The sequence below is a fragment of the Pseudomonas sp. BF-RE-21 genome (assembly GCF_019947305.1).
Classification (GTDB): Bacteria; Pseudomonadota; Gammaproteobacteria; order Pseudomonadales; family Pseudomonadaceae; genus Aquipseudomonas; species Aquipseudomonas migulae.
This window is the reverse complement of sequence record NZ_JAGYGF010000015.1, coordinates 15045-39478: the sequence shown is the minus strand read 5'-3', so window position 1 is coordinate 39478 and position 24434 is coordinate 15045. Positions and strand designations below refer to the sequence as shown.

At 60.4% G+C, this 24434-nt stretch carries 22 protein-coding genes; 21 read left to right on the top strand and 1 reads right to left on the bottom strand.

The annotated features are described in order from the left end of the window. Positions 1-71 precede the first annotated feature (71 nt). The 11 genes from KGB25_RS12920 (at position 72) to KGB25_RS12870 (ending at position 11134) form a co-directional block, all read left to right on the top strand. Positions 72-374 carry a type II toxin-antitoxin system RelE/ParE family toxin gene (locus KGB25_RS12920; protein WP_008038712.1) on the top strand — a complete coding sequence of 101 codons (303 nt, stop codon included), beginning with the start codon at positions 72-74 and terminating at the stop codon, positions 372-374. Between the two features lie 3 nt (positions 375-377). Beyond that, positions 378-668, top strand: a complete 291-nt coding sequence (locus KGB25_RS12915) for an addiction module antidote protein (protein WP_008038711.1) — start codon at positions 378-380, stop codon at positions 666-668. A 98-nt stretch (positions 669-766) separates the two neighbouring features. Next, on the top strand, positions 767-1165 hold the full coding sequence (locus tag KGB25_RS12910) for a DUF2946 domain-containing protein (protein WP_223435110.1): 399 nt from the start codon (positions 767-769) through the stop codon (positions 1163-1165). A 48-nt stretch (positions 1166-1213) separates the two neighbouring features. After that, positions 1214-1693 carry a copper chaperone PCu(A)C gene (locus KGB25_RS12905; RefSeq protein WP_223435109.1) on the top strand — a complete coding sequence of 160 codons (480 nt, stop codon included), beginning with the start codon at positions 1214-1216 and terminating at the stop codon, positions 1691-1693. Between the two features lie 21 nt (positions 1694-1714). Continuing rightward, complete coding sequence (locus KGB25_RS12900; protein ID WP_223435108.1) at positions 1715-2164, top strand: DUF2946 domain-containing protein; 450 nt, start codon at positions 1715-1717, stop codon at positions 2162-2164. A gap of 168 nt (positions 2165-2332) precedes the next feature. Then, positions 2333-4450 carry a TonB-dependent copper receptor gene (locus tag KGB25_RS12895; RefSeq protein WP_223435107.1) on the top strand — a complete coding sequence of 706 codons (2118 nt, stop codon included), beginning with the start codon at positions 2333-2335 and terminating at the stop codon, positions 4448-4450. Between the two features lie 154 nt (positions 4451-4604). Further along, on the top strand, positions 4605-5984 hold the full coding sequence (locus KGB25_RS12890) for a PepSY-associated TM helix domain-containing protein (protein WP_223435106.1): 1380 nt from the start codon (positions 4605-4607) through the stop codon (positions 5982-5984). 148 nt (positions 5985-6132) lie between these two features. After that, complete coding sequence (locus tag KGB25_RS12885) at positions 6133-8253, top strand: TonB-dependent receptor (RefSeq protein ID WP_223435105.1); 2121 nt, start codon at positions 6133-6135, stop codon at positions 8251-8253. Positions 8254-8394: 141 nt separating this feature from the next. Further along, entirely contained in the window at positions 8395-9183 is a 789-nt protein-coding gene (locus KGB25_RS12880) for an ABC transporter ATP-binding protein (RefSeq protein ID WP_223435104.1), read from the top strand. Next, on the top strand, positions 9180-10127 hold the full coding sequence (locus KGB25_RS12875) for an ABC transporter substrate-binding protein (RefSeq protein WP_223435103.1): 948 nt from the start codon (positions 9180-9182) through the stop codon (positions 10125-10127). The genes KGB25_RS12880 and KGB25_RS12875 overlap by 4 nt, the downstream gene beginning before the upstream one ends. Next, positions 10124-11134 (top strand): FecCD family ABC transporter permease, encoded by a 1011-nt coding sequence (locus KGB25_RS12870; RefSeq protein ID WP_223435102.1) that lies wholly within the window; start codon positions 10124-10126, stop codon positions 11132-11134. The genes KGB25_RS12875 and KGB25_RS12870 overlap by 4 nt, the downstream gene beginning before the upstream one ends. Before the next feature lie 51 nt (positions 11135-11185). On the opposite strand, the gene KGB25_RS12865 is transcribed toward KGB25_RS12870, so the two are convergent. Then, positions 11186-15715 (bottom strand): DUF4329 domain-containing protein, encoded by a 4530-nt coding sequence (locus KGB25_RS12865; protein WP_223435101.1) that lies wholly within the window; start codon positions 15713-15715, stop codon positions 11186-11188. Between the two features lie 291 nt (positions 15716-16006). On the opposite strand from KGB25_RS12865, the gene urtA reads away from it, so the two are divergent. From urtA to KGB25_RS12815, 10 genes are all read left to right on the top strand, one after another. Further along, positions 16007-17272, top strand: a complete 1266-nt coding sequence (urtA, locus tag KGB25_RS12860) for an urea ABC transporter substrate-binding protein (protein WP_223435100.1) — start codon at positions 16007-16009, stop codon at positions 17270-17272. A gap of 143 nt (positions 17273-17415) precedes the next feature. Beyond that, the gene (gene urtB / locus KGB25_RS12855; protein ID WP_223435099.1) at positions 17416-18918 is read left to right on the top strand and encodes an urea ABC transporter permease subunit UrtB; all 1503 of its coding nucleotides are present in this window, start codon (positions 17416-17418) and stop codon (positions 18916-18918) included. Then, complete coding sequence (gene urtC / locus KGB25_RS12850; RefSeq protein ID WP_223435098.1) at positions 18918-19997, top strand: urea ABC transporter permease subunit UrtC; 1080 nt, start codon at positions 18918-18920, stop codon at positions 19995-19997. Before urtB ends, urtC begins: the two co-directional genes overlap by 1 nt. Continuing rightward, positions 19994-20863 (top strand): urea ABC transporter ATP-binding protein UrtD, encoded by an 870-nt coding sequence (gene urtD, locus KGB25_RS12845; RefSeq protein ID WP_008038696.1) that lies wholly within the window; start codon positions 19994-19996, stop codon positions 20861-20863. Before urtC ends, urtD begins: the two co-directional genes overlap by 4 nt. A 120-nt stretch (positions 20864-20983) precedes the next feature. Then, the gene (urtE, locus tag KGB25_RS12840) at positions 20984-21682 is read left to right on the top strand and encodes an urea ABC transporter ATP-binding subunit UrtE (RefSeq protein ID WP_008031204.1); all 699 of its coding nucleotides are present in this window, start codon (positions 20984-20986) and stop codon (positions 21680-21682) included. 30 nt (positions 21683-21712) lie between these two features. Beyond that, positions 21713-22552: an urease accessory protein UreD gene (locus tag KGB25_RS12835; protein ID WP_223435097.1), complete on the top strand. Its 840-nt coding sequence runs from the start codon at positions 21713-21715 to the stop codon at positions 22550-22552. Positions 22553-22711: 159 nt separating this feature from the next. Next, positions 22712-23014: an urease subunit gamma gene (gene ureA, locus KGB25_RS12830; protein WP_007907366.1), complete on the top strand. Its 303-nt coding sequence runs from the start codon at positions 22712-22714 to the stop codon at positions 23012-23014. A 9-nt stretch (positions 23015-23023) separates the two neighbouring features. Beyond that, the gene (locus KGB25_RS12825; RefSeq protein ID WP_223435096.1) at positions 23024-23557 is read left to right on the top strand and encodes a GNAT family N-acetyltransferase; all 534 of its coding nucleotides are present in this window, start codon (positions 23024-23026) and stop codon (positions 23555-23557) included. Positions 23558-23563: 6 nt separating this feature from the next. After that, positions 23564-24097: a GNAT family N-acetyltransferase gene (locus KGB25_RS12820; RefSeq protein WP_008038693.1), complete on the top strand. Its 534-nt coding sequence runs from the start codon at positions 23564-23566 to the stop codon at positions 24095-24097. Next, positions 24097-24402 (top strand): urease subunit beta, encoded by a 306-nt coding sequence (locus KGB25_RS12815; protein ID WP_223435095.1) that lies wholly within the window; start codon positions 24097-24099, stop codon positions 24400-24402. Before KGB25_RS12820 ends, KGB25_RS12815 begins: the two co-directional genes overlap by 1 nt. Positions 24403-24434: the final 32 nt, after the last annotated feature.

Here is a 24434-nt window from a genome sequence, read left to right as displayed (position 1 = left end):
TGGGGAACGACCAACCACAAGTAGAGGAAAGCGTTGCTTGCCAATGTGTATCCCAAGGAATACGATCAGCCATGATCGACTTCGAACAATCCAGAGCATTTGCAGATTGGCTCTACTCACTGAAAGACACCATTGGAAAGGTTCGGATCATCGCCAGACTCCGAGCTGCCGAACATGGAAATTTTGGCGATTGCGAACCTGTAGGCGAATCTGTCTATGAAATGCGTGTTCATCACGGCCCCGGCTACAGGATGTACTTCACTCGCCGAGGCGAAGTGGTTTATTTGCTTTTGGTGGGGGGCGACAAGTCGACTCAAAAACGAGATATCAAACGTGCTATCCAAATGGCGCAAAACATCGGTAATGAGGAGTAAATCATGACCGAACAATTCACTCGTTTCGATGCCGCAGAATTCCTCAAGTCGCCGGAAGAAATGGCGGCTTATCTGGATGCATGCTTTGAAGAAGATGCTGGCGACGGCGTTCTGATACGCGCGGCACTCAACGATATAGCCAGAGCACAAGGCATGACACAGGTTGCGCGTGATGCAGGTTTGGGTCGTGAAAGCTTGTACAAAGCATTGAGCGGCACTGGCAATCCGGAATTCGCGACTATCATGAAGGTTATGAAAGCCTTGGGCCTGCGCCTGCATGCCTCTGCGATCTGATTGCGCTGCGACACCAAACCGCAGGCCGCGTTTTTACTTATCGGCACTGATCAGGCTAAATAGCCGCGCCTGATCTCCCACCCAACCGGATCTGTCCCATGTCCCGACAACGGCTCGCAATTGCCTGGATAGCCTGCTTCGCAGTGCTGTTCAACATGCTCGCCATGCCGATGACCGGAGCGATGGCGCAGACGGCGAAATCGCCGGCCGAACAGGTGTTGTGGGGCAGTTTCTGCTCGTCCACCGGCACGAAGATGGTGGCGATTTCTCTGGGGACGCTTGATCAGAAAGCGCCGCAGAACGACGATCATTCCAACATGCAGCATTGCTGGTGCTGTTCCGGTTCTGCGCCGTTGGTGGCGTTGCCCGGGCATGTGCCGCAGTTGTATTTCGCGCGCTTCGAAACCAATCGAAGCCTGCCCGCCACCGCACTCGACACCCCTACTCCGCGCCAGCAATGGCCGAATCTCAACCCCCGCGCATCCCCTCTGGTGTGATTCCTTCTCGCAATTGACCTGCGTTTTGAATCGTTCTGGAGAACTGCCATGTTGAACAAACTCATCGTTCTGGCTGCATTGCTGCTGCCTGCCTGCTTTGCCAATGCCCATGAATACAAGGCTGGCGAACTGCAAATCGCTCATCCGTGGTCACAGGAATTGCCACCGAACGCGCCGACCGTTGCGGCTTACTTCGTGATTCAAAACCCCGGCAAAACCGCCGACAAACTGCTCAGCGTCGACTCGCCGATTGCGGGCATCGCCCAGTTGCACGAGCACGTGATGCAGAACGATCTGATGAAAATGCAGCAGGTGCCGGCCGTCGAAATCCCGGCTGGCGGCGACGTCACGTTTGCACCGATGGCGTACCACGTGATGCTACTGGACCTGAAAGACCGCAGCCTGCTGAGCGACGGCAAGCGGTTCCCGCTGACGATGCATTTCGAAAAGTCCGGTGATGTGACGGTCGAAGTCTCGGTGCAGAAAACCGCACCGGGCGGCGTGCAAGTGCACGCACACAATCCGTAACTGCCAGAGCTGAATACGCCCATGCGCCCGCTTAGCGCCAGGCCATCCGCGCCCCGTCGTCAGCCATTGAGCCTGACACGCGGCAGCTGGATCAGCCTGTTCGCCATGTTGATGATCTTCATCGGCCCGCTGATTTCTCAGTCGATGCCGATGGATCAGCGCGCCTCTTCGATGTCCATGAACATGTCGATGGACATGAGCATGGACATGTCAGCGATGGCGCACGGCGAGCACGGCGCGACACCCGCCGCCGAGCACTGTCCACCCAAAACCTCCCATCATGCGATCTGGGAAAAGTGCGGCTATTGCAGCCTGCTGTTCAACTGCCCGGCGCTGACGGGCGGCCAGTCTTTCGTTGCATTCGACGCCCCAAAAACCAGTACCTTCAGTACACCCGCCACCCGCCTGGGCCACGCCCGGCAAACCTTCTTCCCCGGCGCCCGCACCCGCGCACCACCCATCGTCACGTAAACATCTCCCCAATCTCACACGGTTAGAAGACAGCAAAGCAACCTGTGGGAGCGGGCTTGCTCGCGAAAGCGGTGGGGCTGACCCACCCACATCGCGAGCACGCCCGCCCCCACAGGCATTGCGCAGGCTGCCGGCCGTGTCGTTTACGACTGTTCGATGGAAATTGTCATGTCCAGGTTTTCTGCTGACACACGCTTGAGCGCCGCCCAAGCTTCTTTTGCCCTGAACGAAACGCGCGTTCGTTTCAGGCAAGCCACCGCCGTTCTTTGCGGCGCACTGCTGACACCGATGGTGCTGGCCGATGATCATGCCGGCCACAGTGAAGAACTGAGCCCGACGGTGATCACCGCCATCGCACCGAGTTCACCGCTGACCATCGTCACCAACCCCAAAGACCCACGCCAACCGGTACCGGCCAGCGACGGTGATGACTACTTGAAGACCATCCCCGGCTTCGCCCTGGTGCGCAATGGCGGCACCAACGGTGACCCGGTGTTGCGTGGCATGTTCGGCTCGCGCCTGAACATCCTCACCAACGGCGGCCAGATGCTCGGCGCCTGCCCCGGCCGAATGGACGCACCGACCTCCTACATCTCACCGGAAACCTACGACAAACTCACCGTCATCAAAGGCCCGCAAACGGTACTTTGGGGGCCGGGCGCATCCGCCGGCACCATCTTGTTCGACCGTGACCCGGAAAGCTTCGGCGAACTCGGCACCCGAGTGAATGCCAGCGTACTGGCCGGCTCCAACGGCCGTTTCGACAAAGTAGTGGACGCCGCTGCCGGCGGGTCATTGGGTTACGTGCGAGTGATCGGCAACACCGCGCATTCCGACGACTATCGGGACGGCAACAACGACACCGTGGCCTCGCGTTACGACAAGTGGAATGGCGACGTGGCACTCGGCTGGACCCCGGACGCCGACACCCTGCTGGAGCTGACCGCCGGCAAAGGCGATGGCGAAGCCCGTTACGCCGGACGCGGCATGGACGGCGCGCAGTTCAAGCGCGAAAGCCTCGGCCTGCGTTTCGAGAAGTCCAATATCGGCGACGTGCTCGACAAGGTCGAAGCACAGATCTACTACAACTACGCCGACCACGTGATGGACAACTACACCCTGCGCACGCCGTCCGGCACCGGGATGATGGCCGGCCCGATGGCTTCCAGTGTCGATCGCCGAACCCTCGGCGCACGGATCAAAGCCACGTGGCGCTGGGCCGATGTGCAATTGATCAGCGGCATCGACGCGCAGACCAGCGAGCACCGCAAGCGCAGCGCCATGGGCATCGACACCTACAAGGATCTGCCGCGCAACAAGGACGCCGATTTCCATAACTACGGCGTGTTCAGCGAACTGACCTGGTACGCCGCCGACCGTGATCGGCTGATTACCGGCGCACGCCTTGACCGTGCTTCGGCCAAGGATTTCCGGCAGACCACTGGCTCGGGGATGATGACCCGCGCCAACCCGACCGCCGACGACACCCGCGCCGACACCCTGCCCAGCGGCTTCGTCCGTTACGAGCATGATCTGGCAGACAGCCCGACCACGCTGTACGCAGGCCTCGGTCACACCCAGCGTTTCCCGGATTACTGGGAGCTGTTTTCGCCCAACTCGGGACCTGCCGGCTCGGTAAACGCCTTCGACTCGATCAAGCCCGAAAAAACCACCCAGCTCGACTTCGGCCTGCAATACAAGACCGAAGACCTCGAAGCCTGGGCCTCGGGTTACGTCGGACAGGTACGCGATTACATCCTGTTCAATTACAAGACGGGAATGATGGGCACGACCTCGCAAGCCGAGAACATCGACGCGCGGATCATGGGCGGTGAACTCGGGGCGGCCTACAGGCTGACGTCGAACTGGAAGGCCGACGCAACCCTGGCCTACGCCTGGGGCAAAAACAGCAGCGACGGCAAGGCATTGCCGCAAATGCCGCCGCTGGACGCGCGATTCGGCCTGACCTACAGCGAAGACAACTGGAGCGCCGGCGCCTTGTGGCGAGTGGTCGCGGCGCAAAACCGCATTGATCAGAACAAGGGCAACGTGGTCGGCAAGGACTTCGACAAGTCCTCGGGGTTCGGCGTGTTCTCGCTCAATGGCGCCTATCGGATCAACAAGAACTGGAAGGTCAGCAGCGGCGTCGACAACCTGTTCGGCAAGGCGTACGCCGAGCATTTGAACCTGGCCGGCAACGCCGGTTTTGGCTACCCGGCCAATGACCCGCAGGCCATTAAAGAACCGGGGCGAACGCTCTGGACCAAGGTGGATATGAGCTTCTAAAAGCTTCGCGGGCAAGCCTCGCTCCTACAAAATTCGCGTCGATCACAATCGGTGCGAACGCCACTGGACCTGTAGGAGCGAGGCTCGCCCGCGAATGACTGCGCAGCAGTCACCAGACAACAACAAAAGTACCAAGCCAAGCGGAGCACAACCGATGAAACAGCCCAAACCGAATTTCTATAACCTGGCCTGGCGCTGGCATTTCTATGCCGGTCTGTTCGTCGCGCCATTCATGGTGATGCTGGCCCTGACCGGTGTCATTTACCTGTTCAAGCCGCAACTCGACTCGTTGATGTACGACAGCCTGATGAACGTCCCGGCCGGCCATCACAGCGTCCCGGCCGACGACTTGCTCAAGCGGGTGAAAGACGCGTATCCACAAGCGACGATCAAGCAATACCTGCCACCGGTCAACGCCGAACGCAGCGCGCAATTTGTCGTACTCAATGGCGGCAATGAGCTGAACGTTTTCGTCGACCCGTACCACGGCGACATCCTCGGCGAGCAAGACGCCAAGAAGAATCTGCAAGCGATAGCGCGAGCGATTCATGGCGAGTTGATGATCGGCACGGTCGGTGACCGGCTGATCGAACTGGCCGCTGGCTGGGGCATCGTGCTGGTGGTTTCCGGGGTCTTTTTGTGGTGGCCACGAGGCCAGGCGGCCGGCATTTTATGGCCGCGCCTGAGCAGTCGCGGTCGCGTGCTTTGGCGCGACCTGCATGCCGTCACCGGGTTCTGGGGCGCTGCGTTTCTGCTGGTGATGCTGCTCAGCGGCATGACCTGGACCGGGTTCTGGGGCAAGCAATACGCCGGAGTCTGGAACGTGTTCCCGGATGCCATGTGGAATGACATGCCCAAGTCCGACGTCGAGGCCCGCAGCCTCAACACCGCCACGCGCCAGACCGTGCCATGGGCGATGGAAAACACGCCGATGCCGATGTCCGGCGACCACGCCGAACACATGGCCCACGACAGTGCGCAACCCGGCCCCGCCGCCCCGACCATCAGCCTGCAAGACGTGCAGAACATCGCCGTGCAACGCAAGGTCGAGCCGGGTTACAGCATTACTTTCCCGACCACGGCCACCGGCGTATTCACCATTGCCGTATTCGCCGATGACCCGCGCAACGACGCGACCCTGCATGTCGATCAGTACACCGGCAACGTCCTCGCCGACGTACGCTGGGAACATTACGGCCCCGTGGCCCGCGCCACGGAAACCGGCGTGATGTTGCACGAAGGCAAGATGTTCGGGGTGCTCAACCAGATCATCGTGCTGCTGATCTGCCTGATGATTCTGCTCAGTGCCGTCAGCGGCGTGGTGATCTGGTGGAAGCGTCGGCCACAAGGCAAGTTCGGTGTTCCACCGCTGCGCCACGACCTGCCGAAATGGAAAACAGGGGTAGCCATCATGCTGGTGCTGGCAGTGGCGTTTCCGTTGGTGGGCGTTTCGCTGGTGGTGGTCTGGTTGCTGGATCGAGTGCTGTTGTCGCGATTCACCCGACAAACTGAATCAGCCTCATCTTCATCATGAAACAGGCGAGATGCGCGTATTAGAGGGATCTGTAGACTTCGGGCGCTTATCGCACGGTCATTTTTAGTGTTACTGTATAACGCAAATGCACCGCCCAACCCGCAGCCATTGCTGCGGGTTTTCTTTTGGAAGAAGTGTCACCCACCCGATGAACAAGTACCTCTTGTCCGGCCTCTGCCTGCTCGCCCTGCACAACAACGCCCACGCGCAATCCTTGACGCTGCCCGCCGGCACCATCACCGCACCGGCCGTTGACGACGAAACCGTCAACCTCGACACGCCGACCACCGCCGGTTCGCGCCTGAACCTCACGGCACTGGAAACACCCGCCAGTGTGGAAAGCCTGACTGGCGAACAGATCCGCGCGCGCGGTGACCGCAGCGTGCAGGACGCGGCCTCGCGCAGCACCGGGATCAGCCGCACCGGCACGCCGGGCGACGGCGGGACCTCGTTGTCTGCACGAGGCTTTACCGGGCAGAACTCGGTGATGCAGTTGTATGACGGCAACCGGATGTACACCGGCATGGGCACCGTGACCTTCCCGGTCGACACCTGGTCCGTGGAGCGCGTCGATGTGCTGCGCGGCCCGGCTTCGGTGTTGTACGGCGAAGGCGCGACGGGTGCGGTGGTCAATGTGATCCCGAAAAAGCCCTTCGAAGGCGAGATCGAAAACCACGTGCGTCTCGGTTACGGCTCTTACGACAGTCAGCAACAAGCGTTCGACAGCGGCGGCTCGCTGAGCGAGACCCTGAGTTATCGCTTGAACCTCAATCGCCTGCGCAGCAACGGTTGGGTCGATCGCGGCGATTCCTCCAGCGACTTCGTCAGCGCGGCCCTGCGCTGGCAGGCCACGGACGATCTGGCATTCACCCTCGCCCACGACTACGGCGACCAGAACCCGATGAACTACTTCGGCACGCCATTGATCAACGGCCGCTTCCACGAAGGTCTGCGCGACAAGAACTACAACGTCAGCAACGACAAGCAGCACTACAACGATCAATGGACGCGCCTGACCAGCGACTGGCAAATTTCCGATAACGTCAGCGCGAGCAACGAGCTGTATTACCTCAAGGCCCAGCGCCGCTGGCAGAACGCCGAAAACTACAACTTCGACCGCGACGCACAGCAGCTCAGCCGCAGTGGCTATTTCGGCATCGGCCACCGGCAGGAACAGGTCGGCGACCGTCAGACCTTCACCTTCAAGCATTCTCTGTTCGGTCTCGACAGCCAGACCGTGACCGGTGTCGATTACAACCGCATCCGCTTCCAGCTCGACAGCAACTCGCCGTTCAATGACGTGTTGCCCGATGGCCAGCCGATCGATTTGTATCATCCACAACGTGGCAGTTTTGAAAGTGCCAATCCGTATCGCGACCAGTTCCAGAGCACCACCAAACAGATGTCGGCCTTTGCCGAAAACCGCACGCAGTTGAGCGAGCGCTGGTCGCTGGTGACCGGTGTGCGTCGCGACTACGTGCACGTCGATCGCGACAATCTGGTCGATGGCAGCCAGAGCGACAAGACCCTGACCGGCAACAACTGGAAGGCCGGGCTGGTGTTCGCCGTGACCCCGGACACTTCGTTCTACGGTCAGTACGCCACCAGCACCGACGGTGTCGGCGGCCTGATTTCCCTGAGCCCGAGCCAGCAGCAATATGACCTGGCCACGGCGAAACAGACCGAGATCGGTGTGAAGCAGATGTTCTGGGATCAACGCGGCGAGTGGACGCTGGCGGCTTATCGCATCGTCAAAAAGAAACTGCTGACCGACGATCCGGGCAACCCGGCGTTAAAACAACAGGTCGGCCAACAATCGTCCAATGGCCTGGAAGCCAGCCTCGATCTGCAATTGCCATACGCCTGGCAACTGCAGGCCAACGCGGCCATCGTCAAAGCGAAGTACGACGATTTCGAAGAAGTGGTCGCCGGCGTGCCGGTGTCGCGCAACGGCAATCGTCCGGTGGACGTGCCTCGTCGCACGGCGAATCTGTGGCTGAGCAAAGCACTCAGCGAAGACCTGAAGGCCGGGGCTGGCGTGCGTTACGTTGACGCGCGTTATGCCGACATGGCCAACCAGAACGAGCTGCCGAGCTACACCGTCGTCGATGCCACGTTGTCATGGAAAGCGCTGCGCAATACGACGCTGGGGCTGCAGGTGAACAATCTGTTTGACCGCCAGTATGCGCAAAGCCAATACAATGAGGGGCAGCAGTGGATTCTGGGTGAGCCGCGTTCGTTCTTCGTCACAGCTGATTACACCTTTTGACTCAAGGGCCCCTTCGCGGGCAAGCCTCGCTCCTACAGGTTTTGTGTCGTACGCATTTTTTGTGATCGACAAAAATCCTGTAGGAGCGAGGCTTGCCCGCGAAGGCGTCATCAGCATCACCAAATATCTCTGAGTAAATGCATGACCTCGCTGAACCTCACCAACCTCGCCTGGACACCCCTGGGCCACGGCCACTGTCATCACCAGTTCCAACTGCGTGATGCCTCGTTGCACGTGGCCGCCGGTGAGTTTGTCGGGTTGATCGGCCCCAACGGCAGCGGCAAGACCAGCCTGCTGCGGTGCGCCTATCGCTTCAGCAAACCGGAAAACGGTGAGGTCCGGCTCGACCACCACAACGTCTGGAAACAATCCTCGCGCTGGTGCGCGCAACGCATCGCCGTGGTGCTGCAGGAGTTCCCCGACGCCTTCGGCCTGACCGTCGATGAAGTGGTCGCCATGGGCCGCACACCGCACAAAGGCCTGTTCGACGGTGACACCCTCGAAGACCGCAATCTCGCAACGCAAGCACTGGAATCCGTCGGCCTCAACGGTTTCGAAGACCACGCTTTCGCCACGCTCTCCGGCGGTGAAAAACAACGCGTGATCCTCGCCCGCGCCCTAGCCCAGCAACCGCAAGTGTTGATCCTCGACGAGCCGACCAACCACCTCGACCCGCGCTATCAGCTTGAGTTACTGCAACTGGTCAAACGCCTGCGGATCGGCACCCTGGCGAGCATCCACGACCTCAATCTCGCCGCCGCGTTCTGTGATCGGCTGTACGTGCTCAATCACGGCCGCATCGTCGCCAGCGGCACACCAAAAGAAGTCCTGACCGCCCCGCTGCTGCGTGATGTGTTCGGCGTCGAAGCGCTGATCGATGAACACCCTTTGCACGGCTACCCACGAATCACCTGGATAACCCAACCATGACTTTGCGTTCCCTGCTGTGCGTTGCTCTGTTGCTGGGCAGTAGCCAAGCGTTTGCCGAAGCAACGAAATATCCGCTGACGATCCAGAGCTGCAACCGCGACGTGACCTTCACGCAAGCGCCGAAACACGCGGTCAGCCACGACATCAACATGACGCAGATGATGCTCGCACTCGGCCTCAAACCGAGCATGGCCGGCTACAGCGGTGTCAGTGGCTGGAAGTCGGTCACGCCCCAGATGCAGACCATCCTCGACGGCCTGCCGGAGCTGGCGGCCAAGTACCCTTCAGTGGAAACCCTGCTCAACGCCAACGTCGATTTCTTCTTCGCCGGCTGGGATTACGGCATGCGCGTGGGCGGTGATCTCACGCCGCAAACCTTGCAGCCGCTGGGCATCAACGTCTATGAGCTGACCGAGTCCTGCGCCTTCGTCATGAAGCGTCCACCGGCCAGCCTGGAGGACACCTACAACGACCTGCGCAACCTCGGCAAAATCTTCGACGTGCAGGATCGCGCCACTGCATTGATCGCCGACATGCAGGCGCAAGTCGCCGATGTGCGCAAGGATCTGCCGACGGACAAACCCCGGGTGTTCCTCTACGACAGTGGCGAAGACCGCGCCATGACCTCGGGTCGCCTGGGCATGCCGCAAGCGCTGATCGACGCGGCGGGCGGGAGCAACATTCTGGATGACGTCGAAGCGAGCTGGACCCGCGTGAATTGGGAGAACGTGGTCGAGCGCAATCCGCAGGTGATCGTGATCGTCGATTACGGTGAAGTTACTGCTGAACAGAAGACGCAATTCCTGCTCGATAACAAGGCGCTGCAATCGGTTGACGCAATCAAGAACCAGCGCTTCATCGTCATTCCGTATGTGCAGGCCACGCCGGGGATCGACAACGTGCTGGCGGTTGAAACCCTGGCCAAAGGTTTCCACGGCGAATGATCAATCGTCGTTACGCCCTGTTGCTGATTGCCCTCGGCGCGTTGTTGCTGGTGTCGTGCGTGGTGTCGCTGGGCTTCGGCCCGGCGCGGGTGCCGGTGGACGTGGTATGGCGCATTTTGCTGCACAAGGTGTTCGGTTTTGACGGGGTGAGCTGGACGGCCGGGCAGGAACACATCGTGTGGCTGATCCGCGTGCCGCGCATGTTGCTTGGCGCCTTGGTCGGTGCCGGCCTGGCGCTGATCGGCGCGGTGCTGCAAGCGGTGACGCGCAATCCGCTGGCCGATCCGCACCTGCTCGGCGTAACCTCCGGCGCCACCCTCGGCGCGGTGATCGTGGTGCTGCATGTCGGTGAAATCGTCGGCCTGCTGACGTTGCCGATTGCCGCATTTATTGGCGCACTGCTGAGCATGCTGATCGTGCTGATGATCGCCAACCGCAACGGTCGTCTGGACAGTGATCGGCTGCTGTTGTGCGGTGTGGCGGTGTCGTTCGTGATGATGGCAATCGCCAATCTGCTGCTGTTTCTCGGCGATCACCGCGCCAGTTCGGCGGTGATGTTCTGGATGCTCGGCGGGCTCGGGTTGGCGCGCTGGGAATTGCTCGCGGTGCCGGCCGCCAGTGTGCTGCTCGGGCTGGTTTTGTTGCTTGGCATGGCTCGACCACTGAACGCGTTGATGGCCGGTGAACAGACGGCCGTGACCCTTGGGCTCAACGCCCGCACCGTACGGTTGCGGGTGTTTTTGATTGCCTCGTTGATGACCGGAGTGCTGGTGTCGATCAGTGGCTCAATCGGTTTTGTCGGGCTGATGGTGCCGCACATTGCGCGGCGACTGGTCGGGGCCGAACACCGGCGATTGCTGCCAGTGTGCGTATTGTTGGGCAGCGTATTTCTGGTGTGGGTCGATGTCGCTGCGCGCACGCTGATCGCCCCCGAGGATTTACCGATTGGCGTGGCCACGGCGGCGATTGGCGGGTTGTTTTTCATCGGTCTGATGCGACGTCGCTGAGCACTTGAGGACGTCAGTTTCTCAGGCTTCCATCAGTGAAAATACGATCCTCTACAGTTCGTCATGACCAGGCAACGCAGGTTTCCAGTTGGCGCTCACAAGCCCGCGACGGCGCCAGTAACCATCGGTGTCCACTACTTCCAGCCGTCCCACGCTGGCGAGTCTGGCGAGGTATGCAGCGACCCCGTCCTTTGCCTCCTCGCTGAAAAATTCGCGTTCCTGCGACGAGAAGCTGGGGGTGAATTTGAACAGCGCCCCGCCTCGCCCGGTGAAATAGCAGCTGCCGCCGGAGACCCCGCTCTTTTTCACCACGTCCCTGCTGAACCACAGGTCCGCCAGGGCCAGGTTGTCCAGTAGCAGTTGATCAGACGCACTGGGGTCCTTCACGAACAGGTTGAAGCGTTTGTAGAACTGATGAACAGCCACCCATTTGAAATCCCGCGGAAAAACCGGCAATGGCAACGGCTGCTCGCCTGGTACCGCGACCGGGGCAATCGGCCCTCCCGGCCCTGAGTAAAACAGTGCGCTGGCAGCGCCACTGTCGAGGCCGTCCTCAAGCGGCTCGACCGCAACGAACGAAGACGATGCCTGGTGTATCAGGACGCCTCCAAGATATTGCTGGCCGACGTACTCGCCAATCAGTCTTTGGGCCGAACGAGCCGCATCATCGGCATGCGCAAATACCGGCCCGAGGGCAAAGCGGTTATCCGGCGCCCATCTCACCAGCCCGATGCCGGTTTTGACACCCTTGGCATCCACCCTGAACGGCGACCAGAAGGTGCTGCGCACCACTGCCTGCAACTCACCGTTCGCGATCACCTTGCGCAGATACTCGAACAGTGTTTCGTGCCCTGATTGCAGTACTTTTTCGTAGGCGAGCGCGACCTGTAACCGGGTCCACTCCGGTGCAGCGGCCTTGGGTTTGTATCGCAACAAGGCACCATCGGCACAGGACACAAAGACGTTGAGGAAAGTAGTCACAGCCCCCGTGCGTACACGGACAGCGTCCAACCCATACATCAGATCCCGAGGCGAGATGAAACTCTGATCCAAGTCGTGCGGCAGTCGTCCCGGCCCGGTCGACGGACACAGATAGATTCCCTCAACGCTGTATCCCAGAGGTAATAGCCCATCGGGAAATACCTTCTCGACGGAGAGACTTCCTTGCCGCCCGTCAATCGGCATCGTAGTCATATACCGCTCGGCGTTCAGCGACTTGAGTACGAACCCGAACCTCAATCCGGTTCGAGCGCCCACCGCACGGTGGACATGCCGTACGGCGTCGTTCAATTGCGTGAAGACCGGACTGAGCGCCGGATCAGCGATGGCCGACCGATGCACTTGCGATGGACCACCCTCGAAATAAGCGCTCCATGCTGACAACTGCCTGACCTTGCCCCACAGCCGGCTACCCTTGATCACTTGCAACCTGCCGGCGCTTGCAACCTGATTGACATACTCACTCGGGGTTAGCGTGCCATTGCGCATTTGCAGTTCTATCGGGGTGTGCCTGCGCTGCAATTGACTGGCGGGAGCCAATGATCGTGCGAGTTGCTTTTCGGCAGCACTGGCGCTGAGGGTGTAGCTGATCAGGCTGCCATCCAGTCCCAGCAAATATTCCCTGCCGGGCGATAGAGATGGCGAAAGCGCGGAGCCGCTCAGGATTGCCGACATGAAATCGGTGGAAAACATAGCGAGGTACACGTCCCGTTCGCGGTTCGACAGCGCAAAAACCGGTTCGACCTGCATTCGCGAATGGTAGCGAGCGACAACCGTGCTTCCAGCCAGAAACAACCCCTGTTCGGTCAATTCGTCCAGGCGGATCCAGCTGGCAGGGAAGTTTTCGATCTCGACAGCCACCGGTAAAGTCGCAACAAACAAACCATCGAGCCGACGCAGCACCAGGCCACCGTAGATCCGCTCACGCCGCGAGTCCAACTGCGTCAACGCATAGCGCACTGCATCATCCTGCGACACAAAGACCCGGCTGAGCGCTCGCCGCTGGATCTGCGCGTAGGGTTTCCAAACTGCACCGACAATGCCCGCCTCGTCCCACAGTTCACTGGTGCGCAACACCTTCAGCTCGCTGGCCTTGGCGATCAATTGAATGACGTCGGCATAGGGAGGTGTGCCGTTGACCAACAGCGACCTCAATTGCTGCAAACCTTTCGTGTCGAACCGGGTTGAGGTGGCCGAAAATTGATACCGCAACAAAGCCCCATCCAGTGTCGCAAAAAAAACGCTCAGGTCTTGAAAATGCGTAAGACGTTGCGTGCCCTTGTCGTCATAGATGGCCGCCGCCAGATCGGTCACGCAAGCAAAATGTCGGGCAAACCAGGCATCCGCTGTCGATAACCCGCCGGGAACCCAGCTTGCCGAGTAGTAGAGCGCGAAGGTGCGAAACTCGTCGACCAATACGGGAGCACCAAAGTCACTCGCCTGGTTCAATGCCCCCAGGCGCCCGGCCGGCACTGTTTCGGTCGCCACATACTCATCGCGATCCTTGTGTTTGAGAATGAATCCCCAACCCGCCGCAGCCGTGCGGTAATCGAGCCTTGCGCGATGACGGGCGTTCAGTACGGCTTCTTCGGCGCTGGTAAAAATCGCCCCGAGCAACGGAGGGGAAACGCCTGCGGGAGTTGACTCATCACCCAGTAAAGTTCCCCGCGGCCCCCACACCTCATTGCCGGCTACCACACGCAATCGGCCGGTTTCGGCCAGTTCGTCGACAACGGTATCGGGTGCAAGTGTGCCAGACGCCAGCGCCCGGTCGATCAGGGTGGAGCCATCGGCGAGCAGGGCAACTCGCTCGTGCACTTTGTTGCGGGCGGCCACTTTCGATAGATCGGGACTGTAAACCAGCAGGCTGTCTGGCGAACCGGAGAGGTAAAAGTCGACAACATGCGCGCTCTTGTCGAGCACCGAGCGAATGTCTTCGGTGGTGAACATCTGCGCCTGCGTCAATTGCTCTTGTTCGTCGGCACGCACAATGGCGCTTGAGTCAGCTTGCCAACGCGAAGCGTACAGCCCATGAAACGAGTATCCCTCGAGCAACATGATCGGTGCGCCGGTGGCATCGAGGGGGCACAGCCTGTCCAACACAAACCGTGGTTTTGCGGAAAAAACCGGTTCTGTGGCAACGAAACGTTTGTTTTGATCCTGCAAAATCATCCCGGCGAAGCCTTGTTCACGCCGGCTGCCGATGTACTCGTGCGCAAAACGTGCGGCATCGTCCGCCATGAGAAAAGCGGGACTCAAACGCCTCGACCTGGCATAGGGTTGCCAGTCGGCGCCAACGTCCCCGACAACATCCCACAACTGGCTGTCCTTCAGCACTGTCAGCTGGCCGGCGGCGGCCACCTGCTTGACGTAGTCTGCTGGCTTGAGCGTGCCCGCCTTCAGTCGAGCGTTGAAATCCGCGCTGTCCTTCAACGGAGCTTCACGGATGTGCGCCGAGGGGCGGTATTGCAACACGGCACCATCCCGGGTTCTGGTGTACACATTCAGGTAGTCAGGGTATTCCTGCCGATAAACATCCCAAAGCGAAAATTTGATTCCCGCAGCCAACTCATCCGGTGAAATAAAGTGCTCATAAAGCCAAGGGTCGCTGGCACTCTGCGCGCCATCACTGTGCGACAGGAAGTAAACGCCATGCAGGTCGAAATCGAGCAACCTCTCCAGCTTGTGATCGGGTCTCCTCGGAAAGGTATTGAACAACTCGATGGCCACATTCAGTTGGCTGGAGAGAACCGGATAGGTCGCCATGCATTCCGAACTTCCGGCAGAGGTGACGACAAAACCCAGATACACACTACCGGAGACTGTGGATACGCTCGTTGCCGCGGCTTCGATAGCCTTGTCCACTTGATCGGAGACGGCACAAAAAAAAGGCTGTGAGACGGGCCGGTTGTGTCCCAGGGCGGTACCAAGGGTCCAGTTCGCCGGCACGTTTCCTCGTACGCCACCCCACTGATCATTGGGCACCAGTACGCTCAGCGTGCCGATCGAGGCCAGTTTCTGAATCAAAAGTTCAACATCGGTGAACGGCCCGAAAGACTTGAACCCCTGTTCAAAGAGTTTTTTCTCCTCTGCCGGCTGAGTGGACTCGTACTTGATCAACGAGTCATCCGGCCCCGACAGATAGTGGCGCTGGCCATAGGCGCCCGGGTCCTGCATGTGGGTCAGGATATGCCCTCTCGAAAAAAAACCGAGGTCTAACTTGATCTGCTCGGCTGTCCACTGCGGATGAGCACGCAGAACTTCAGCGTGGCTGGCCGAATGGGACAGGTAATACGCCGCACCACTGTAGCCCGGTGGGGCAAATAGCTCTCCGACGCGGCCGGTAGACAGCAAGGTGTCAAAATCGAAATGCCCCATCCTCCCGGCCACAGGCAACGTGGGCTGAAATTTTCCATCGCCACGCTGCACGATCACGCCGCCGTAGGCTCTGTCACGACGCGCGCCGATCTGTCGGTGTGCCCAATAGGCTGCATCATCGGCGCTTATGAACGTCGGTCCCAGTGCGGGAAATTTCGCCGGTTCCTGGGGGATTGAAGGTGCGTTGCCAGAGGTGCTATCCATGCGCTACTCACTTGATTTCGAAACCACGATGATCAAGATTTCGCAGCACAGCAGGTGGTACATAGTTATCGCCTGCCGGGTTTTGGCACTGAACACCCTCGGCACCAATGCTGCGCACGCAGGCGCACCCGCCTTGCAAACAGGCCCCAGTCTGGTGCGCGCTCCAGCCCGCCAATGGCTCTATCACGAGATTTACCGGCCTTTACCGAACAGGCACACCCCTTGCTAAAGACCCTTCAGTAGTCCGCATCTGCCAACCAAGAAAACTCATAAGTTCATGGAGATCGCACAATGAAGCGTCGCAGCTTGATCAAGGCTTTTACACTCACGGCAAGCATTGCCGCGATGGGCATGACCTGGACTGTCCAGGCCGCCGAGACCATCAAGGTCGGTATTCTGCATTCGTTGTCCGGCACCATGGCGATCTCCGAAACGTCCCTCAAAGACATGGCGTTGATGACCATCGACGAGATCAACGCCAAGGGCGGCGTGAATGGCAAGATGCTGGAACCGGTGGTGGTCGACCCGGCGTCGAACTGGCCGCTGTTCGCAGAAAAGGGTCGTCAGCTGCTAACTCAGGACAAGGTCGCCGTGGTGTTCGGTTGCTGGACCTCGGTGTCGCGTAAATCAGTGCTGCCGGTGTTCGAAGAGCTCAATGGCCTGCTGTTCTACCCGGTGCAGTACGAAGGCGAAGAGATGTCGCCGAACGTGTTCTACACCGGCGCCGCGCCGAACCAACAGGCGATCCCGGCCGTGGAATACTTGATGAGCGAAGAAGGCGGCGGCGCCAAGCGCTACTTCCTGCTCGGCACCGACTACGTCTACCCGCGCACTACCAACAAGATCCTGCGTTCGTTCCTGCACTCCAAAGGCGTGGCGGACAAGGACATCGAAGAGGTCTACACCCCGTTCGGTCACAGCGACTATCAAACCATCGTCGCCAACATCAAGAAATTCTCGGCCGGTGGCAAGACTGCGGTCATCTCCACGGTCAACGGCGACTCCAACGTGCCGTTCTATAAAGAGCTGGCCAACCAGGGCCTGAAAGCCACCGATGTTCCGGTCGTGGCGTTCTCGGTCGGTGAAGAAGAACTGCGCGGCATCGACACCAAACCGCTGGTGGGCAACCTCGCGGCGTGGAACTACTTTGAGTCGGTGGAGAACCCTGCGAACAAGAAATTCGTCGCCGACTGGAAAGCCTACGCCAAGAAACACAACCTGCCGGGCGCCGACAAAGCGGTGACCAACGACCCGATGGAAGCCACCTACGTCGGCATCCACATGTGGGCGCAAGCAGCGGAAAAAGCCAAGTCCACAGACGTCGACAAAGTCCGCGAAGCCCTCGCTGGCCAGACCTTTGCCGCGCCGTCCGGTTACACCCTGACCATGGACAAGACCAACCACCACCTGCACAAGCCGGTGATGATTGGCGAGATCCAGGCGGACGGTCAGTTCAACGTTGTGTGGCAGACCGAAGGGCCGATCCGTGCCCAGCCGTGGAGCCCGTTCATTCCTGGCAACGACAAGAAGCCGGAGTATGCGGTGAAGAGCAACTAAGCCACTGGATGTCGGGTTCGCCCCCGACACATCACCTGTAGGAGCCAGCTTGCTGGCGATCAGCATCACACGGTTTGCCTGATGGACCGCCATCGCCGGCAAGCCGGCTCCTACAGGGTCCGCGTATCACCAGGACATTTGATATGCCCACTGCCCTTTACCGCTTCATTCTCGCCCTCGCATTTTTATTGCCGATGGCCGCGCATGCCGGCGACGCCGAAGACTTCGTCGCCGCCAACCCTGTGCAGCAAGCCAAACTGCTGGAAGCCTGGGCCGCGCAGCCCGATCCGGTTCGTGTCGAACTGATCAACGCCCTGCAACAAGGCGAGTTGACGGTCGACGGCCAACCGAAAACCTTGCGTCTGAACAATCGCCTGCGGGGTCTGATCGACACTGCACTGGCCAGCCATCAATTGCTCGCCACCGACGCCAAAACCCGTCTGGCGGCCGCGCAGCAATTGCAGAAAAGCGCAAAACCGGCGCAGCTGAAATTCCTCGACCAGCAACTGGCTGGCGAACACGACGAAAACGTTCACGCCGCGCTCAGCCTCGCGCTGGCCAACCTGCAACTGGTGGACACCGACCCGGCCGTGCGCCTTGCCGCTGTGCGCCTGCTCGGTGAAACAGGCGATCCACTGGCTCGCACTCGTCTGGAGAGTTTGCTGGAGCCGGGTGTTGAAGCCGACGCCAACGTGCGCACGGCTGCCGAAACCAGTCTGGCCCAAGTCAAACGCAAACTGCTGATCGGCGAGATGCTCGGCCAGGCCTTCAGTGGCATGTCCCTCGGTTCGATCCTGCTGCTCGCGGCGCTCGGGCTGGCGATCACTTTCGGCCTGCTCGGCGTGATCAACATGGCCCACGGTGAGATGCTGATGCTCGGCGCCTACTCGACCTACGTTGTGCAGTTGCTGTTCCAGCGCTTTGCCCCGCAAGCCATCGAGTTCTACCCATTGATCGCATTGCCGGTGGCGTTTTTCGTCACGGCGGCGATTGGCATGGCGCTGGAACGCACAGTGATTCGCCACCTCTACGGCCGCCCACTGGAGACCCTGCTCGCCACGTGGGGTATCAGCCTGATGCTGATCCAGCTTGTCCGATTGGTGTTCGGCGCACAGAACGTCGAAGTCGCCAACCCGGCGTGGTTGTCGGGCGGGATCCAGGTGCTGCCGAACCTGGTGCTGCCGTACAACCGCATCGTGATCATCGCCTTCGCCCTGTTCGTGGTGGTGCTGACCTGGCTGCTGTTGAACAAGACACGCCTTGGCCTGAACGTGCGCGCCGTCACCCAGAACCGCAACATGGCCGCCTGCTGCGGCGTGCCCACCGGGCGCGTGGACATGCTCGCCTTCGGCCTCGGCTCGGGCATCGCCGGCCTTGGCGGCGTGGCGCTGAGTCAGATCGGCAACGTCGGCCCGGACCTCGGCCAGAGCTACATCATCGACTCGTTCCTGGTGGTGGTGCTCGGCGGCGTCGGACAACTGGCCGGTAGCGTGCTCGCCGCGTTCGGGCTGGGCATTGCCAACAAGATTCTCGAACCGCAGATCGGCGCCGTACTCGGCAAGATCCTGATCCTCGCGCTGATCATTCTGTTCATCCAGAAACGTCCGCAAGGCCTCTTCGCACTGAAAGGACGGGTGATCGACTGATGAACCAGCCTCTGATGCTCACGGCCAGCCAAAAGGCCGGCCCCAAAGTCACGATTGCCGTCGGTGCGGTGATCCTTGTTTTGCTGTTGACGTTGCCGCTGCTGTCGCTGTTGTCGCCAGACAGCACGTTTCACGTCTCGGCCTACACGCTGACCCTGGTGGGCAAGATTCTTTGCTACGCCATCGTCGCCCTCGCCCTCGATCTGGTCTGGGGTTACGCCGGCCTGCTGTCCCTCGGCCACGGTCTGTTCTTCGCCCTCGGCGGTTACGCGATGGGCATGTACCTGATGCGCCAGGCGTCGGGCGATGCCTTGCCGGCGTTCATGACCTTCCTGTCGTGGACCGAATTGCCGTGGTACTGGACCGGCACCAGCAGCTTCCTCTGGTCGATGTGCCTGGTGGTGTTGGCGCCGGGTTTGTTGGCGTTGGTGTTCGGCTTCTTTGCCTTCCGTTCGCGGATCAAAGGCGTGTATTTCTCGATCATGACCCAGGCCCTGACCTTCGCCGGGATGCTGCTGTTTTTCCGCAACGAAACCGGGTTTGGCGGCAATAACGGCTTCACCAACTTCCGCACCATTCTTGGCTTTGGCATTACCGAACCGGGGACGCGCGCGGTGTTGTTTTTCGCCACGGTGGTGTTGCTGGTGGCGAGCCTGTTTATCGGCTGGCGACTGGCGCAAAGCAAATTCGGTCGAGTGCTGACCGCGCTGCGCGACGCCGAAAACCGCCTGATGTTCTGCGGTTACGATCCACGGGGTTTCAAGCTGTTTGTCTGGGTCTTGAGCGCAGTGCTGTGCGGTCTGGCGGGCGCGTTGTACGTGCCGCAAGTCGGCATCATCAACCCGAGCGAAATGTCGCCAACCAACTCCATCGAGGCCGCCGTCTGGGTCGCACTCGGCGGTCGCGGCACGCTGATCGGCCCGTTGCTCGGTGCCGGCGTGGTCAACGGCATGAAAAGCTGGTTCACCGTAGCCTTCCCCGAGTACTGGCTGTTCTTCCTCGGCGCGCTGTTCATCGTCGTGACCTTGTACCTGCCCAAAGGCGTGATCGGCCTGCTGAAGAAAAGGGGTGACCAATGAGAGTGACTGCGACGGCTGAATTCATGCTCGAGCCGGCCTTCTATCCACCGCAGCCGAACAAGGACGCCGGCACCAGCCGCGATGCCATCGGCCTCGGGCAACGCGTCGGCCCCGGCCTGAATACCCGCCACGGCACCATCCTGACCCTGGAAGACATCAGCGTCAGCTTCGATGGTTTCAAGGCTCTGAACGATTTGAACCTGTACATCGGCGTCGGCGAATTGCGCTGCATCATCGGTCCCAACGGCGCGGGCAAGACCACGCTGATGGACGTGATCACCGGCAAGACTCGCCCCAGCCATGGCAAAGCCTGGTTCGGTGAAACCCTCGATCTGACGCAGATGAGTGAAGTACAAATTGCTCAGGCCGGCATCGGGCGCAAGTTTCAGAAGCCGACGGTGTTTGAAGCGTTGAGCGTGTTTGAAAACCTCGAACTGGCGCAGAAAACCGACAAGTCGGTGTGGGCCAGCCTGCGGGCTCGCCTGAGTGGCGAACAGAAAGATCGCATCAGCGAAGTGCTGGAAACCATTCGCCTGACCACCTCGGTCAATCGCCCGGCGGGCTTGTTGTCCCACGGGCAGAAGCAGTTTCTGGAGATCGGCATGTTGTTGATGCAAGACCCGCAATTGCTGCTGCTCGACGAACCCGTGGCAGGCATGACCGACGCCGAAACCGAGTTCACTGCCGAGCTGTTCAAGAGCCTGGCGGGCAAGCATTCGCTGATGGTGGTGGAACACGACATGGGCTTCGTTGGCTCGATTGCCGACCACGTCACCGTGTTGCACCAGGGCAGCGTGCTGGCCGAAGGGTCGCTGGAGCAGGTGCAGGATAACGAGCGGGTGATCGAGGTTTATCTCGGAAGATGATGTTGCTTTTGTAGGAGCGAGGCTTGCCCGCGAAGGGAGCGCCGCGGTGCAACTGGAAGACCGCGTCATCGTTTTTCGCGGGCAAGCCTCGCTCCTACAGGGATTGAGGAGATTTCAGAAATGCTGCAAGTCGACAAGCTGCACCAGTACTACGGCGGTAGCCACATCCTGCGCGGCCTGACGTTTGACGTGAAGGTCGGTGAAGTCACCTGCCTGCTCGGGCGCAACGGTGTGGGCAAGACCACGCTTCTCAAATGCCTGATGGGTTTGCTGCCGGCCAAAGAAGGCGCGGTGAACTGGGAAGGCAAACCGATCACCACGTTCAAACCGCACCAGCGGGTGCATGCAGGGATCGCTTACGTGCCTCAGGGCCGGGAGATTTTCGGTCGGCTGACGGTAGAGGAAAACCTGCTGATGGGCCTGTCGCGATTTCCGGGCAGCGAAGCGAAAGAAGTCCCGGCGTTCATCTACGAGCTGTTCCCGGTGTTGCTGCAAATGAAGCAACGACGCGGCGGTGACCTGTCCGGTGGCCAACAGCAGCAACTGGCAATCGGCCGGGCGCTGGCCAGCCGCCCTCGGCTGCTGATCCTCGACGAGCCGACCGAGGGCATCCAGCCGTCGGTGATCAAGGAGATCGGCGCGGTCATCAAGAAGCTTGCGGCACGCGGTGACATGGCGATTCTGCTGGTGGAGCAGTTCTACGATTTCGCCGCTGAACTGGCGGATCAATACCTGGTGATGTCCCGCGGCGAGATCGTGCAGCAGGGCCGCGGCGAAAATATGGAAGCCGAGGGTGTACGCGGTCTGGTTACGATCTAATCTGTAGCGTCCTAACGATAATTAGAAATCATGAATTTACCTGCCCACACAACGCTGTTCACGCCTAGCTGGCACGCCGAGCTGGAACTGGGCTACGCCCGATTTGGCGACACCACGCGCCCGGTTCAGCGTCGGCATAAAGGGCCGTTGCGGGTGCAAAAACATCTGTACGCCGAAGGGCCCGAGGTTTGCCAGCACATCATCGTGCATCCGCCCGGCGGGATTGCCGGCGGTGATCGGCTGGACATCAGCGCCAGCGTTGGCCGCGATGCGTGGGCACAAATCACCAGCCCCGGCGCGGCCAAGTGGTATCGCGCGGCAGGGCCGGCTTATCAGCAGCTGAATTTGAAGGTGGCGGCCGGCGCGACACTGGAATGGTTGCCACAAGAGACGATTATCTTCAGCGCAGCTCAAGCCGAACTGCGCACCGCCATTGATCTGGAAGGTGATGCGCGGCTGTTCTACTGGGACGTGGTGGCGCTGGGTCGTCCGGCCAGTGGCGAGCGCTTTGACCTCGGGCATTTTCAGGCGCAGCTGGATATCCGCCGCGACGGCCAGTTGCTCTGGCACGAACGCCAGCGCATTGTCGGGGATGACGGGTTGCTCGATTCGCCGATTGGCCTGGATGGGCGACCGGTGTTTGCGACGTTGTTGGTGACGGGGGAGATTGACAGTGAACTGCTGGAAACCTGTCGCTCGCTGCCCAATGACGTACGCGGGGATTTGACCCAGTTGCCGGGCCTGTTGGTGGCTCGGTGCCTGGCCAGCGAGGCGCTGTTGGCGCGAGGCTGGTTGATTGATTTGTGGCGATTGCTCAGGCCTGCATTGCTCGGCCGTGAAGCCCTGCCACCCAGAATATGGAGCACCTGAACACAATCCCCCTGTAGGAGCCGGCTTGCCGGCGATAGCGGTGGATCAGTCGACATATTTATCGACTGAAAGGACGCCATCGCCGGCAAGCCGGCTCCTACAGGGTTATGTATTTACAGAGTCGAATTTTTTTAATCTGCCGATTATGGATTCCAAACGATGGACCTGACCCCACGCGAAAAAGACAAGCTGCTGATCTTCACCGCCGGCCTCGTGGCCGAGCGGCGTTTGGCGCGCGGCGTGAAACTCAACTACCCGGAAGCCATGGCCTACATCTCCGCAGCGCTGCTCGAAGGCGCGCGTGACGGCCAGACGGTGGCCGAGCTGATGCACTTCGGCACCACCCTGCTCAGCCGCGAACAAGTGATGGAAGGCATCCCGGAAATGATCCCGGAGATCCAGGTCGAAGCCACCTTCCCCGACGGGACCAAACTGGTCACCGTCCACCAACCCATCGCCTGAGGCCGCGCCATGACTTACCACATCCGCGATGCGGTGCACGCCGATCTGCCGGCGATCCGCGACATCTACAACGACGCCGTGCTCAACACCACGGCCATCTGGAACGAACAGGCCGTGGACCTGGGCAACCGCCAGGCCTGGTTCAGCGCCCGGCAAGCCCAGGGCTATCCGATCCTGGTGATCGCCGACGGCGATAACAACGTACTCGGCTACGCTTCATTCGGTGACTGGCGACCGTTCGACGGTTTCCGCCACACCGTCGAGCACTCGGTCTACGTACGCAGCGATCAACGCGGCAATGGACTGGGTCCGCAACTGATGGACGTTTTGATCGAGCGCGCCAAAGGCTGCGACAAGCATGTGATGGTCGCTGCCATCGAAAGCGGCAATGCCGCGTCCATCCGCCTGCATGAACGCGTCGGCTTCGTGACCACCGGGCAGATGCCGCAGGTGGGCACCAAGTTCGGCCGCTGGCTGGACCTGACCTTCATGCAACTGACCCTCAATCCTGGCGCGGAGCCGCCGCCCGCCAACAAGGAGTAATGCCCGATGAACGCCGCCCAACTGCGCCGCGTCAATGTTGAAAGCTTTGCGCACTATCGTCAGGGTTTGATTGATCTGCTGCTCGACGCGGTCAGCTATGGCGCCAGTGTCGGGTTCATGGCCGATCTGGATGCCACACAGGCACGCGCCTGGTTCGATGGCGTTCAAGAGGAGCTGAACAAGGGCAACGTGCTGCTGTGGGTGGTGGTCAAGGACGAGCAAGTGCAGGCCAGTGTGCAACTGACTTTGTGCCAGAAAGCCAACGGCCTGAACCGCGCCGAAGTGCAGAAGCTGCTGGTGCGTGAACACGCGCGCCGCCGCGGGTTGGGCCAACAATTGATGAACGCCCTGGAACAGGCCGCGCTCCAGCACAAGCGCGGCATGCTTTACCTCGACACCGAAGCCGGTTCCCCGGCCGAGGATTTCTACAAGGCTCTGGGCTACACCCGTGCGGGAGAAATTCCCGACTACGCCTGCGACCCGAGCGGTCGTTACAAGCCGACCGCCCTCTACTACAAGATTCTCCAAGGAGCCCATTGATGATTCCCGGTGAGTACCAGATCCAGCCCGGCGACATCGAACTCAACGTCGGCCGCCGCACCGTCAGCCTGAAGGTGGCCAACAGTGGCGACCGGCCGATCCAGGTCGGCTCGCACTACCATTTTTTCGAAACCAACGACGCCCTGACTTTCGACCGCGCTGCCAGTCGCGGCATGCGCCTGAACATCCCCGCCGGCACCGCCGTGCGCTTCGAACCGGGGCAGAGCCGCGTGGTCGAGCTGGTTGACCTGGCCGGGCATCGCCGGGTGTTCGGGTTTGCCGGGCGGGTCATGGGTGACCTGTAAGTAATACGTCGTTTGCACTGGCCCCATCGCTG